This window comes from Yersinia antarctica (assembly GCF_056636475.1).
In genome coordinates this window covers 354498-367933 of record NZ_JBSJQF010000001.1, presented here as the reverse complement: position 1 = coordinate 367933, position 13436 = coordinate 354498, and the positions used below count along the sequence as shown (strand labels likewise).

Genomic DNA, 13436 nt, shown 5'->3' with positions numbered 1-13436 from the left:
AGCAGCTAATGCCTTATCAACCATCGGGGGTTCGCCTGAAACGAAAAGTCATATCTCCAGCAAGGTGGCTAAAATTTGTGCTTGTTGTTCCTGATCATTGAAACAATCCACTGGCATCAATTTAAACAACTCATAAAACCGACGAATGAATCCTCGCTGTGCTTTGGCATCCGAACCGGTAATCGCTTCAATTCGTGGCTGCAACCAGCTACTGAATAACCAGGGTTGCCCCACCACTGCCAGTACCTCGTTCAGAATCATATCTCCTGCCACGCCACAGACATTCCCCACCTGGCTGCAATGGTCTTCCAACCCGAGAAACATCAGCAAACGGCGCAACTGGTGGAGTGTCGCGGACAAACGCTCACCGTATTGAGCGAACGGCCGACAGGACAAATCAAACGCGACGGCACGCATGAGTACCCGAACACGTTGCTGGCGCTGTGGCCAACGACTCACCCGGGTAAACCACTCCGCCAGCGACAATTCACTTTGATGAATACTTTGCTGAAACAACTGTTTGACGGCTCCCAGCGAGCGGCTACCCTCTGCGCCTAGCTCCAACAGACCAAATAGCTCAACCTCCCAGCCTTCACGCTCAAGTAGTGGGCCAAGTAGTTGCGATAAGCTGCGGCGGCGTAATGGATTATTTTTGCTGTGTGCCAGCATGGCGGCCAACAGTAACACTTGCTGCCCTGCCGATAGCTCACCCTGTCGAAGCTTATTGGCAAGCGAAACAATATCCACATCAAGCGGAATGTTCTGTGAAAACAGCATATCGTTGCTACCGGAGAGCTGGGTTATCAACTTCACCAATAGCTGTTGGCGGCGCAGATTACGCTCCTCAGCCTCAATGGATTTTTGATCTTTCAAACGGGAGCCGAGACTCAGCCCGATCTCTTCCATCGTCTCTTCCAGCGCGGTTTGTCTCACTTCAGATAATTCAATGCTGGCCAATTCCATGACTGAGTGTGCGGGGGTTACTTCGCCATGAGCCTTCCCCACATGTTGGTCAGAGCCGTGAACTGCCAAGGTCTCTGACACATTATTGGCACTAATCATGAGCTGGCTCCTGTAGCCAAAGGATAAGTTGCGCCAAATGGCTACGCAGAGAAAGGCTGACTTGCAGCATTGGCGAACCTAAGCGGGCGGTATCTTCAGGCATGCTCTCATCCCCCACACACTGCACCCGTTCACCCAGAGCAGAGACCACGGCAGGCAGATGCTGCGGGTGAACCTGTAAGAGCAACTTTTCATCGTGCGCCATTTTCTCCACTTGCGCCCCCAGCCGATGAATCAAAATCTGTTCCACAGATTGCTGACCGGCCCAGGCAGTTACCACCGCCGTAATCGCTGCCAGAATCTGCTGACGGGCTTGTGTAATCAAGGATGCCTCCAATTGCTCCGCCGCCACTAGCCAGCCAACATGTTGCGCCACCACCTCAGCTTCTGTTTGACTCCGCACTTGAACCATCAGCATGTCTGCTTGTTGCTGTGCTTGCGCCAACAACACGCGGCTCTCATCCTGCGCTGCTTGCACAATCTCGGCGGCCTGCACCCGGGCAGCAGACAAAATATCGCGACTCTGCGCCATTTCCTGTAACTGAACCGCCGCAATGACTCGCCCCGCTGGCAGCGAATAATCAAACTTCTCTATCCTGAGATGAAAAGGGTTCACAGCAAACGCTCCAGTCGGGTTAACCAACCGTCAACCGCAAAAGAGAAGGCCTGGGACAAAAATAACGCACGGGGCTGAGGAGGTAATGAGATAGAGATTGCACGCCAAACCACATCATCGTGGCGTACCTGATGTGCCAGGCTATGCCCCAGACGTAAGGCAACCGTGGGCAGATGCTGTGGGCTTAAGCTGGCAGGCAGGTGACCCTGATATCCCATACCAATGAGTTGTTGAATATCAGCTTCATCCAACAGCGGCGAAAGCCTCTCGCGATAACGCCGTAGGCGCAAATAATCACCACATTGTAAATGAACCAACCCCAGCGCCAGACAGTGGGCAGATAAGCGCGGATAGCTTGCCATTCGCTCTTGCTGCGGCTTGCTCAGCACCGCAGGCAGGGCTTGCTGTGGGAATTTTCGTTGCTGAATTAGCGCATTATTCAACACTCTGTCCAGCACGTTACTGCGGCCATAACAGTAGTTCTCTGTTTTAATTCCCATCGCTGCCAACCATAGAGGATGGGCAAACTGTGCGGGTCGCCAGGCTAACTGATGCAAATGCCGGATATCAGCGGTTAACGGTAATATCATCCCTTTTCCCCTTCCATTAGCGATTTATCGGCGCAAATAGCGTAATAAACACACCGTTGACAACCCAGCCAGCAGCACTAACACCAGCCCTAACGCTATCTGTATCGCACCGGCGTGGCGTAATAGCCATTGCAAGCTCAGTTGTGCCTCAGCGTGCTGGTGTGGCTCAGCGGCGATAAACCGATAATTGGCAGGCTGCATCACCACACTAATCTGTGAGTAATCGATACCGGGGATACCATCGCGGATCAGATTTTTAATTTGTGGCTGATAGCTTTGTAAATTGACCTCGGGGGAATACTTGATAAACACTGAGGCGGCGTGGGGAACACTGCTTTTCCCGTCGGTCGGCGCTGGCATGGCAATGGTCACATCGGCATGAATCACCCCATCCATATGGCTCAACATGCTTTCCAACTGCTGTTCTTTCAAATAGACCATCTTGGCCTGCTCTTGGCCAGGTGATGTCACGAGCTGGTTCGACGGAAACAACGTATCCACGGTCGTAAATTTCTGGCGCGGAAAACCATTTTGTCGTAGCAGTTCCACTGCATTAATAAACTGACTTTTATCGACACTCAGCCCTACCGTCCCGCCTTTCTCGGACTGCTTTTCGGCTTTAATCTGGTGCAACATCAGCAACGCCAGCATCTGGTTGGCCTCCCCCTCAGAAAGCCCGCTATATAGCTCCATACCACAGCCTGAAAGGGAGATAACCACCAGCAAGAGCGCTATCGCACGCCGCAGGTGCTTCATTGCATATTGACCAGTTTATTGATGTTCTGCCCGAGAACACCGGCCACTTTAGCCGTTAAATCTACTGCTAATGTGGCGTACATCCATTGCGACTGAACGCCCAATAATTGGGATGGCGACATCATTGCCGTGCCAGGTTCCGCCTGTTGCATTAACTGCGTAAATTTGGCGATTTGTTGCGGCTCACCGGCCGCTGGCTGAAGGGGGGTATTCAACATTGAAGCAGCCTGAATGGCATCAATTTCCATCTAATGATCTCCTTGTTGATAAGCAATTTTATACCGTTGCGGTGTTATGCCTTTAGTACCAGAGGCTGCCGCGTTGTTATCGGCAACGCCAATGACGTTGAGTCAGCAGCAGAGATCCCTTGTTGTAGCAACGCCAACATGGCCTGCGCATCTTCAGATGCGGATGTTGCCAGTAACGCCAGCGCTGCCACTCTGTCATTAAGTCCGAATAGCAGCATTGCCTCGCAGACCAAACGTACCTGAGGGTCCGGTATCAGTTGGGGTAACACATTAAGGATATTTTGGGCTTCAGCCTGTAGGCTGTGATTCACCCCGGCCAAGGCGGCTTCAACCACCAACTGGCGACATTGTGCTGAAAGTAAGATCATATTTTGGCAATAATCCCACTGGTCATATCTTTAATATTCTTCATCAGCGCACTGCTAAAGTTGATGTAAGACGAATACTGCTGCATGGCAAATTGCATCTTGAGCATATGTTCAGGATCAGAGGGATTACCGGCCGCCATCTGGTTTTGAAAGTCCTGACTTATCTTATTAATGCTATTCGTCATTTCGTTCATTAATGCGTTTATATCCATCAAACCTCCCTATTCCATAAGTGACCGCATATGCGATGGGCACTGCTGAAAACGGCGACGGAAGCTATCAGAAAAATGTGCGTGATTGCTAAAACCGCATTCCATGGCGATATCTGCCACGCGTAGCTGTGTAGATAACAGCAATTCACAGCCTTTTTTCAAACGCTGATCCAGTAACCACTGCTTTGCAGACATACCGAATTTTTCGTAAAACAGAAAATTCAATTTACGGGTGGAAATACCTAATTCATCGGCATAGCGCGATACCGTCCAGGGATTGAGGCGATTTTGTTCAAAAAACTCCAGTAACTCATTATTGGTACCCACAATTGATTCCAACAATCTGGAGAAATAAACTGAATCCAGACCTAAACAATACAGGTAAAGAAAGCGTAATGATGCTGAGCGCTCAATATCAATTAACTGTTCAGTTGCGTGAATAACATCTTTATTTGCTGGCAATATTTTGTAGTGATCAGATATTTTATAGGGTAAGCGAAATTTATTCGACTGCACCATTTTACTGGCTAAGTTTTGATATATAGGTAAAAGATCTATCGAATGACACAATATTGAAATAAAAGTGCTCTGTGAGAAAGAAGATACCGTAGCCAACTCGTGGGTAACAACCAAATTCCCCGCAGGTACGGTATAACATTCTCCGTTGCTACGTAATGTTCCCTCTTGCCGAAATAAAACAAACTGTATTGATTTCATCATATCCCTTAGAGAGTAATTAACCTTATACAAGGTTAACAAATAACACTAAAGAGACTATCCGGCATTCACCCTAAGCGAAATTTGTTTGTACATTATCCTTGATGATACCGATTTTTCGATATGCAGCCCCCTCAGCATGAGTTGTTATTAGTATTTCATTTGCTTCCAGCTCATTACTCCTTAAAATACCCTCTATTTCTTTTTTCTGATCATGATCATTACTTATCCACACACCTAGCGCACCGGCAGTAATAATACTGGTTATAGAGGCCACTATTGGATTATAGTTTTTAGCAAGTAAACATAAACTGTTGGTAACGACCGGGTGCGTTAGTAGCCCTATACCTGCTAAAGAGGCCACGATACCAACACGAATAAAGAACGATGTGTAGCGCGCGATTTTTTTGCAATTATCGGATGAAACACCACAGGATTTAGCGAGCATAAAGGCAGCTTGCTGAATTGCATCACTGCCCATGGTTAGCCCCTCTTTATTTTTACTGGCACAATTCCAGTTATGGTAGGCGCATGCCAGGTTAGACAGTGATAACATTAAGTTCACCCCAGTAATTATGGCAACCGGGGTCGCCGCCCCGCCACTGCAAATACTCATGCCAACACTGACAACAAATGAAGCCAGAGAAACCGTCAACTCAATCACATTGATGAAAAACTGTTTTTTGGCTAACTTAACGCTGATTTCATGCTCTTTAATAACAATATCTTTTTGAGTCACAAAAATTTCAATTATTTTGTCCTTAGCATTCGGAACAGTGTTGTTCAGAAAGTCATTTGCTAATGCTTCAGGGGGGCTAATAGAGGGTCTCCCCTCGATATTCGGTTTAACTACCGCATTAGGCTCAGATAAATCATTAACACAATTAATATTGTCTATGCCATCCATCGCTATCCCCTTTTAAATATTGGCCATAACATTCGTATTATTTCATTTATATTTCATTCAATAATCGATTGGCTTTCGTTGCTGTAGACGCATACTCAGGGTTCAGATAACTCATTTCAATGGCGGTTTGTAATGCTTCTCTGGCATCAGCCCCTTTATCCAGCGCGCGTAAACAAACCGCCATTTGATATACCGGTTCAGGATCATTTGCATCCAGTAATAGCGCGGCGGCATAAGCACTCAGCGCCAGAGCATATTCTTGCTGCATTTGCAGAGCTGCGGCCAAAGCCAGATGAAACCGTGACACTAAGGGGCAACAGAGTGTAAGCCAAGAAAAATCGCTAATCGCAGCAGTATAGTCATCTGCCAGCCAGGCCTGATAACCCCGTGTATAGCGCGTTTCTACTTCCTGCGGATCAGGTTGCTGCTTAAAATCACTCATTGGGTACTGAATAATATTCTGTTCTTTCAATACACTATTTATCTTTACACACAGGGACTGGAAATCATCGGCAGAAAAATCGTCCATTGGGCCTCCTTAATTCTATTTCCCCGTACTGACATCAAATAGTAGCCAATCATTACCATCGATATTTTTACTGAATGCTCCTTTAACTATTAATATTCGAATAAGTCTACTGCGGATCAACCGCAACGGCTGATTAGCGACATTATTAATAATCAGCATCCTGACTATCGATATATCAGTAATTTCCTCACCTAAATGGAGCAGGAAATTAAATAATGCCAAAAAATTCCCCGTCGTATTTTTTTCAGTGGAAATCTCCAAAGAACAAATAATTAATTCATGCTGTTCAATACGGTAGATTACCCGATATGCATCAAATAAAAACTCACGCCCTAATTTTATAGGGCTATTTTCGAAAAAGGCTGTTTGAGTCACACAGCCTTTACTGAGTAAGTATTGCTCAATGCACTGAGAGTTAAATTTCATATATCATAATTTCACCGCCATGGAAATATGGTTTATTAGGTTAGTCAAGGTATTGCCAAATTCCTTGAATGCTTGCCTTAGCTCTACTATTTTATCCTGTATTTCATTGGAATTTTTTGAATAACTATCAGAACTAGAGCTTTGCAGAATACTCGCCATGCGCAAGGTTTCCGCAGCACGGGCTTTATCACCTTCGGCCAGTTTCCCAATACCGATAATAGATTGCCCAGTAGCATTACTAATATGCCCACCAATACCGCCCAACCGGTCGCCTGCTCCAGCACCGACGCCGCTAAATATACCGGATAGCATGGAGCAAACTCCGCTGGCGATGGCCGCTGATGCTGTTTTATCGATAGCTTCACGTTGATTTTTCATAGCAGTAGCTTTGATATTAAATAGAAGTTCGAATTGTTTCCCACCATAGGCACCCAGTAAATCACGCATTTTTTTAAATAATGCATACATTTGGGAAATAATATCGGAGATATCACTAATGATATTGCCAATATTATTATCTAATTTCCCATCATCATCGACAGCCTGTAGGGCTTTGTCGTTTATTTTTATGTCCTGGCTGATAGGTGTATTCATTATAACCTCATTATATTAATGAACCTGCCACTCTCGTTTGTAGCATGCCGCTTTGATGGATGTTATCGCTTAATTTCTCCAATGTGTCTTGTGCGCTCTGAGAGATATCTTTGAGTTGTTTACTTTGCTGCTGTTTATTCCGCTCAACCCATTGATCCATAAACTGCGTGAAGTCTTGATCAAGCATCAATTTTTCAATTTCTTTTTGCAGCCCTCCATTTTGGATCGCCAACTGGCCACTATTAACCTGCACTAACCCTTGAGTAACTTTTTGCATTATATTTAATGGTGAGAGGCTGATATCTTTTATTATTTTCTTAACCATCTCCTTCATAATTTTCTTGGTACATTGGCGAGTAAATTGTTCCGCAGTGAGCGTAGTGCCTTTCTTAATCGCGGTTTTAACCAGATCTTTCGTCACATCGCCCACCAGTTTTTCAACGCCAGCGTGGGTAAAAGAGTTGCTGATATTGTGCATCAAGGCCATTTCCGTTTCAGTTATCTGCTTACAGGCATTCTTGGCGAACTGTTCAGTTAACTGTTGCACTTTTTGTTGACTTAGATTCTTCATCGCTTCGGTCAACGCATCAGCTCCGCCCGCTTTTAGCACATCACCCGCCCCTTTGGTCACCGCTCGAGCGGCATTAATCGCGCGGGCAGCTTGAAACAGGTCGATTGCCATAGCAAAGCATTCACAACCGAGTTGAACTTTACCTGCAACATCAATAACTTCCTGACATTTCTCTTTTGAGGCTCCAGCCAGCATCGCCGTTTCGGCGGCGGCTTTAACCAAACCGGCGGTCCCCGCCGCCAAATATGCGACCCCGGAAGCCATTGCCACCGGATCCCCGGTTAATACCCCGGCAGAGACCTTAATCGCACCGTATACTATCTCGGCTAAGCCGATGGCCCAATCAAGCACCATGTTGAAAATACCAGCCTTGTGAGCTTTATCCGCTTGCTGAACTGCTTTATCAATCTGTTGCTGATACTCATTAACCCGTTTATCGCGTAAAAAAGTCTGCACATCCGTCGCCCGCTCCATCTGCTGGCGGATTGACTTACAGGAATCAGAAAAAAAAACCAGGCTCAGGTTGCCAGCCATCGAGAGGATAAGCTGCATATCTGTACTGCCCAACTGATCAAGGGAAAGCCGGCCACTGTCCCCTGCTTTGGCGCCGGAACGGGGTAAGGCGACCAGCAGGCGATCCAAGGCGGCCTGGGCTTTTTGCTGCGTCACCTTGGGTGACGTCATATTCATATCCGCCGAGGGTGACAACCCGGAAATTGCCCACCAATCTGGCATTTTCGCCGGTGCCAAAGGTGTGCTTTTACCTGCGGCAGCCAGTGCCCAATCAGTCTGTGTGTCGGCTTTAAATGCAATACTATTAGGCATGTCTCACCTCCAGTAATAATGCCGCCAGTCCCCGTTCAGCTTGCTGGCGGACTTGAGCCTGCTCAGGGTGAGCATGGCACCAGTTCAATGCGGCACGGAATGCTTTTTCAGCATAAATAGTATTGCCGCAAGCGGAATAACATTCCCCAGCGAAACAAGATGGACGAGGGTCATCGACCTGAATTTGCCCCGCGCGGCTGAAGCAATAAATCGCCTGATGGCAATCCCCGGTTTGTTGATAACACGAACCTAATGTTAACCAATAAGCAAAATTCCAATGGTCGAAACGAATCAATATATTTAACAGCTTTTTTGCGCTGTCATATTCTCCGCCGTGACAAAGTTGTACGCTATATTCATATATTAACGTCAAGTCTTGCTCTGACATATTTGCCAACATACGCAGAGAACCGCCACGTCGCATAAAATTAATAAGTTGATCAGTAGGTTCAATATTCATATCGAATCATCCTTACGGCCATAACTTGGTTAACAAAGATTGCGGGCAATCGTCGTTAATATATCTTTTAAACCTGTCTGCAATGTACTGATGTTATTAACATTAACGTTATAACTTTGCATAAACTTCTGTAACTGTAATTGTTCTTGAGTCATGGTATCTGACGCGCGGGTCTTTTCATTATCTAATGCCGCTTTTACTGCCTGTAATTGTCCTTTATCCAGTTCTGGCCCATTCTTCTTTAAATACTCATCAATACTCATCTTATCAACTTTGATGCCATGCTCCCGCATAAACTCGATAACTGAATCCGGTAGCGGCTTGGTTGTTTTATCGTCACCTTTAGCCGCTTCGGCAATTACGGAATCAACCTGATTAGCGTTATCCTGTATATCATTGGCATATTTTGATCGGGTGTGCATAGCGTCATAGGCACTTCTGGCAAGTGATTCAAGTACGTCCAGGTACTCATAAAAGGCACTCAATCCCATACTGAAAATATCAGCATGCTCACTTAGATTATTACTCAGATTACTGCCAACATTATTAATATTGTTGTGAAGACTATTAAATTTATTTTCCAAAACGGAAAAATTAAATTCATTATTGGAAGATTGGTTAACATACGAGGAAGTGTTGTCTGATTTATTTACACCAGTGTTCGCGACCATAGAAATACTCCTTAACTCAAGATAATAATGATATTTCAGGAAGAGATTAACTACATTGCCTCACCTGAACTTATATTTCTGAGCTGCGTCTCCAGTTGTTTAAACTGTACTTTCATGTTTGCAATAGATACCACCATTTGTGCTTTTTCTTGATTTAAACCATTCGGAAAGGCTTCATTCAAGCGAATTAACCTCTCTCTTGCTTTACTGTCATTTTTGGCTTTTTCTTTCAGTAATTCGATTTGTTGCTGGAATCCTTTCAACTTCCCTAGATCAGACAGTAATTTACTATACCGACTGTGTAGGTCCCCTAACATGCTCTGAATAGAATCATTATCATTCATATTGAATTTCCTGATGCACTGATAAATATATAATATTATTTTGTCTCACTAAAAAGCATCTGTCTTTTATATTTATTCCATTTTTTCCATAAAATGGCATGATGATTGTTTTTTAATTTCCATAGCGAGTTGACAGTGTTGCTATTATTTTCCCCGCACTACTTAGGGCCAGCATCATATTGTTAAGAGTTTTATAATTATCAGGTGTTTGCTGTAGAGACAATTGTTGTGAAATTAATAACCTCCCATTTTCCAACAACGCATTCTTCTGTTGTGTTTTTTTCTCGTCATATTTAATAGCATCTTCCAGTTCAGTAATATGCGACACTCGTTGCTCTCCTAATCCTTAAAAATTCATGGGTATATGGATTAAATTGTTAGATTTTAGTAATGATATGCCTTGCTCTCCAATAAAAATAACTTTATAGCCATTCGCCAGTACCGTCCCTTGCTGTAAGCGTAATCCATTAGCTAATTGCACGAATCCTGAAAATTTATTTCCGCCATAGCTGACAATTGCAGCGGGAAGAAGCTGAGCAGTTTGATCTGACGTGGGAATATTCTGATACCTCACCGCCAGAAAGTCCGGTTGTTGCCGGGCCAATGCTGTCAACATTTCCATCAGTTGTTGTTGTTGGCTGAGCGACAATATACCGCTGATAATGATTTCCTTATTACTTTGCGCCATACTGAGATAGCCTAATAACCCCAGTTCCCTCAAGCGCTCAACTAATTGCGCAATTTGCCCATCATGGCTATTAATAACCGCCCAGCCCTTTAACCCAGCCACTGTCGCCAGTGTTTCCTGAACTTTTAACCATTGCCCCCCCATTTCAATAGCACCATGGATTGTGATATGCCCTGGATGTTTCCCCGTGTCGACCTCTATATCCTGATAGCCATACTGGTGTAATACATCCTTGACGCTACTGAGCAGATGGTCATCACAGACTAATTGATTACGAAAAACAATACGGTTAAGAACCAGGAAATTCTGCAACTTAATCACTGCGGGTGATGAGCTACAGTGACCACTCAAAACAATACTGCCATCTAATAACCAGTTTTCTTTTATCCCCTGTAAAGCGGGTTGCTTTAACTGCTCTGAGAGTTGTGTTGGAATATCAGGAGGAAGATAAGCCAGTAGCGCTTTTGGCTGCTGTATAAACCAGAATATAACTACCGATAGCAGTAACAATAGGATAAATGCCAGTACAGATAAGCAGAGTAATAAGCGTGGCCGAGCGCGAGGGATATAATGAATATCACTTAAATTATCGCCCGCCTCACCAACAACCAAGATTAATCCCCCGGTTTCAATCGCCTGTCCGAGTGGGAGTTTCTGTTGTAAATCATACCGCTCCCCCTTAACCCAGACATCCCCAGATGTCTGCAAAGTTATGTGCTCATCACTTATTCTCAAGGTCAATATTTGCCCCTGAAGTAAGGGTAATAATACGTCGCACTGCTGACCCCCTAGCGTAAACTCCCCCTCAGGTAACATCAGCTCACGCCCATTAAGTTCACCATTTAACAGGCGGAGTTTAAACCGTACTGCCATGCTATTCCCCTGTATTAACCGGTACAGCTTTGATCAGAAATAACCTGACAACACTGTGAGATTGCTTATCAGTGCTGCGAAATAAACCACCTAATAATGGAATATCGCCCAGTAGCGGTATTTTGTTTTGCGACTCAATTTGTTTATCCTGGATGAAGCCACCCAATAACAGACTTTGCCCAACACGCAACGTGGCTTGCGTTGAGATATCTGAATTTTGTATTTCCGGCAACGGTTCACTACTGCTTATTGGCGCCTGCTGTTGCCCATCCTGAATGTTAAGATTAAGCAAAACTTCTTTTACACCATCGGCATCAATCATTCTCGGTGTCACTCGCAATAATGACCCAGAGGTGATCGATTCAAGTTTTGCCACTTTATCGCCTTGCAACTTAGTATAAAACGTTACGTTTTTATCCAGTACCGCCTGAATATTATTTAGGGTGACCACCGAAGGGCGTGATAAGACTCTGGCACGTGAATTCTTTTGTAACGCATTCAAGCGAACCATAAAGTTCCCAGTATCACCAATTACAGTGGAGAAACCATCAGCACTATTTTTCCCCGAATTACTATTAAACGAGATACCCGCGCCACCAATGGAAGTAGATGCGGACCAATCGATACCAAGCTGGCTAATATCTCCGGCATCAACATCAATAATGGTCACTGATATTTCTATTTGAACTGGCCGCTGATCCAACTGGGCGATCAAACTACGATAGACCGGCATATTGACCTGACGATCACGGATAATAACTGCGTTTTGCCGAGGATCAGCCGAGAAAAGAGGCATGCTGGTATGCGCCTCATCTTGTTCTTTTCCTGCAACTAAAGGCAGACTATTGCCCTGACTCATCTCGCGCAATACGCTGACTAAGCCCATTTAACTTGCTGATCACGATACTGATAATTAGAGTCAGCCGCAGAGGCATATTTTAGCAGGAAGACTTTCACTGTTTCTTTATTTTGGTTTTGCTTACGGGCTTGAGACGAAAGCATTTTTCTCAATGTCGTCACCCGTTCAATACAGATAGGAACACCTGTAACCTCAATAGCATCCAGACGAGAAATAGCCTTTATCGCACAGTTTTTTCCTGCGGCTACTCCGCTATGTTGTAGATATTTGATTAAAGTTGTCGTTGATAATCCATCTGGCGATATAAATTCCCTTCGGATGGCTTGAGCTTTGTAAAAATAGAGTATTTCACCATCATAGTACCAGGTAAGATTGTATAGACCGGCTAATTTAGACAGGATTGCTTCTGGTGTTTTGTCGCGAATTTTCCCACTAAAGTGTTCGTTTATTTCCGGGCTAATGACTACCGGTATGCCATAATTCATCCCTAAATCTTTTAATAGGTTAGATACACTCATACCCCGGCTATAAATAAAGAAAGGCTCTCCTTGCCAGGGAATAGCTTGTCCATGGGCCAGTGACACTGAAAACAGTAATATTAAACTGGCAAGTTCTTTCATGAGATAGCCTTGCTGACATGCTTCTTCGGTTTGGTTAAGACGTTTGTTTGGGAAGTACTCAATGTGGCTACCAAGCCACTTAAATGCTGAATAACGGCATGAATTTGTTCTAATTTCATCGAGAGATCTTGATTCTCACCGGCGATCCTCTCGCTATTATCAAGTGTATATCGCCCCCATAACCACCAATTGCCATCGTTAAACTGTAAAGCAAAATCCTGCGTATTCTCCAGCGCCACCAGCATAAGTGCAATATATCGAATAACAGTATTGGATATCATTTTTCTCTCAATAAAAAAAACACCAATACAAATAGAATGATGGTAATCCATCGCTTTGGCAGGAATTCCCTTCAACGTGAATTGAACAATATTAATATCTGATAAATCAATGTCGTTAACTAAGGGTTGTCTCTTCAACATTTCAAGCATCGGCGGTAACTCCTGCATCAGTACGATTTAATTATCCTCCGTAATTAAATATTCGTTATAAGGTAAAAC

General features: G+C 44.5%; 19 protein-coding genes and 1 pseudogene. All 20 read right to left on the bottom strand.

What is annotated here, in order from left to right:
- Window positions 1-48: 48 nt before the first annotated feature.
- Window positions 49-1062, bottom strand: coding sequence for a TyeA family type III secretion system gatekeeper subunit (locus tag ACWJJO_RS01655; protein WP_372568543.1), 1014 nt, complete (start codon window positions 1060-1062; stop codon window positions 49-51).
- A complete protein-coding gene (sctL, locus tag ACWJJO_RS01650; protein ID WP_481090554.1) occupies window positions 1055-1678 on the bottom strand; it encodes a type III secretion system stator protein SctL in 624 nt (207 codons plus the stop codon). The genes ACWJJO_RS01655 and sctL overlap by 8 nt, the downstream gene beginning before the upstream one ends.
- The gene (locus tag ACWJJO_RS01645; RefSeq protein ID WP_372568541.1) at window positions 1675-2268 is read right to left on the bottom strand and encodes a type III secretion system domain-containing protein; all 594 of its coding nucleotides are present in this window, start codon (window positions 2266-2268) and stop codon (window positions 1675-1677) included. Before ACWJJO_RS01645 ends, sctL begins: the two co-directional genes overlap by 4 nt.
- Window positions 2269-2292: 24 nt before the next feature.
- A complete protein-coding gene (gene ssaJ, locus ACWJJO_RS01640; RefSeq protein WP_083161101.1) occupies window positions 2293-3024 on the bottom strand; it encodes an EscJ/YscJ/HrcJ family type III secretion inner membrane ring protein SsaJ in 732 nt (243 codons plus the stop codon).
- On the bottom strand, window positions 3021-3272 hold the full coding sequence (sctI, locus tag ACWJJO_RS01635) for a type III secretion system inner rod subunit SctI (RefSeq protein WP_372568540.1): 252 nt from the start codon (window positions 3270-3272) through the stop codon (window positions 3021-3023). The genes ssaJ and sctI overlap by 4 nt, the downstream gene beginning before the upstream one ends.
- A 44-nt stretch (window positions 3273-3316) precedes the next feature.
- Complete coding sequence (locus ACWJJO_RS01630; protein ID WP_083161105.1) at window positions 3317-3640, bottom strand: EscG/YscG/SsaH family type III secretion system needle protein co-chaperone; 324 nt, start codon at window positions 3638-3640, stop codon at window positions 3317-3319.
- Complete coding sequence (gene sctF, locus ACWJJO_RS01625) at window positions 3637-3852, bottom strand: type III secretion system needle filament subunit SctF (protein WP_083161107.1); 216 nt, start codon at window positions 3850-3852, stop codon at window positions 3637-3639. The genes ACWJJO_RS01630 and sctF overlap by 4 nt, the downstream gene beginning before the upstream one ends.
- A 9-nt stretch (window positions 3853-3861) precedes the next feature.
- The gene (locus ACWJJO_RS01620) at window positions 3862-4569 is read right to left on the bottom strand and encodes a helix-turn-helix domain-containing protein (RefSeq protein ID WP_481090553.1); all 708 of its coding nucleotides are present in this window, start codon (window positions 4567-4569) and stop codon (window positions 3862-3864) included.
- 73 nt (window positions 4570-4642) lie between these two features.
- Window positions 4643-5476 carry a hypothetical protein gene (locus ACWJJO_RS01615; RefSeq protein WP_083161111.1) on the bottom strand — a complete coding sequence of 278 codons (834 nt, stop codon included), beginning with the start codon at window positions 5474-5476 and terminating at the stop codon, window positions 4643-4645.
- Window positions 5477-5522: 46 nt separating this feature from the next.
- Entirely contained in the window at window positions 5523-6005 is a 483-nt protein-coding gene (locus ACWJJO_RS01610; RefSeq protein ID WP_083161113.1) for a SycD/LcrH family type III secretion system chaperone, read from the bottom strand.
- A gap of 15 nt (window positions 6006-6020) precedes the next feature.
- On the bottom strand, window positions 6021-6431 hold the full coding sequence (gene sseE / locus ACWJJO_RS01605) for a type III secretion system effector protein SseE (RefSeq protein ID WP_420072891.1): 411 nt from the start codon (window positions 6429-6431) through the stop codon (window positions 6021-6023).
- 3 nt (window positions 6432-6434) lie between these two features.
- Window positions 6435-7025 carry a type III secretion system translocon protein SseD gene (sseD, locus tag ACWJJO_RS01600; protein WP_481090552.1) on the bottom strand — a complete coding sequence of 197 codons (591 nt, stop codon included), beginning with the start codon at window positions 7023-7025 and terminating at the stop codon, window positions 6435-6437.
- 10 nt (window positions 7026-7035) lie between these two features.
- Window positions 7036-8421 (bottom strand): type III secretion system translocon subunit SseC family protein, encoded by a 1386-nt coding sequence (sctE, locus tag ACWJJO_RS01595; protein ID WP_083161117.1) that lies wholly within the window; start codon window positions 8419-8421, stop codon window positions 7036-7038.
- Complete coding sequence (locus tag ACWJJO_RS01590) at window positions 8414-8881, bottom strand: SycD/LcrH family type III secretion system chaperone (RefSeq protein WP_083161119.1); 468 nt, start codon at window positions 8879-8881, stop codon at window positions 8414-8416. The genes sctE and ACWJJO_RS01590 overlap by 8 nt, the downstream gene beginning before the upstream one ends.
- Before the next feature lie 29 nt (window positions 8882-8910).
- Window positions 8911-9552: a type III secretion system translocon protein SseB gene (gene sseB, locus ACWJJO_RS01585; RefSeq protein WP_083161121.1), complete on the bottom strand. Its 642-nt coding sequence runs from the start codon at window positions 9550-9552 to the stop codon at window positions 8911-8913.
- A 50-nt stretch (window positions 9553-9602) separates the two neighbouring features.
- On the bottom strand, window positions 9603-9896 hold the full coding sequence (locus ACWJJO_RS01580; RefSeq protein ID WP_083161123.1) for a chromosome partitioning protein ParA: 294 nt from the start codon (window positions 9894-9896) through the stop codon (window positions 9603-9605).
- A 112-nt stretch (window positions 9897-10008) separates the two neighbouring features.
- Window positions 10009-10224, bottom strand: a complete 216-nt coding sequence (locus tag ACWJJO_RS01575) for an EscE/YscE/SsaE family type III secretion system needle protein co-chaperone (RefSeq protein ID WP_083161125.1) — start codon at window positions 10222-10224, stop codon at window positions 10009-10011.
- 18 nt (window positions 10225-10242) lie between these two features.
- On the bottom strand, window positions 10243-11457 hold the full coding sequence (gene sctD, locus ACWJJO_RS01570) for a type III secretion system inner membrane ring subunit SctD (RefSeq protein ID WP_481090551.1): 1215 nt from the start codon (window positions 11455-11457) through the stop codon (window positions 10243-10245).
- Between the two features lies 1 nt (window position 11458).
- Window positions 11459-12936: pseudogene (locus tag ACWJJO_RS01565) on the bottom strand (EscC/YscC/HrcC family type III secretion system outer membrane ring protein).
- On the bottom strand, window positions 12933-13385 hold the full coding sequence (locus tag ACWJJO_RS01560; RefSeq protein ID WP_481090550.1) for a hypothetical protein: 453 nt from the start codon (window positions 13383-13385) through the stop codon (window positions 12933-12935). The pseudogene ACWJJO_RS01565 and the gene ACWJJO_RS01560 overlap by 4 nt, the downstream one beginning before the upstream one ends.
- Window positions 13386-13436 lie beyond the last annotated feature (51 nt).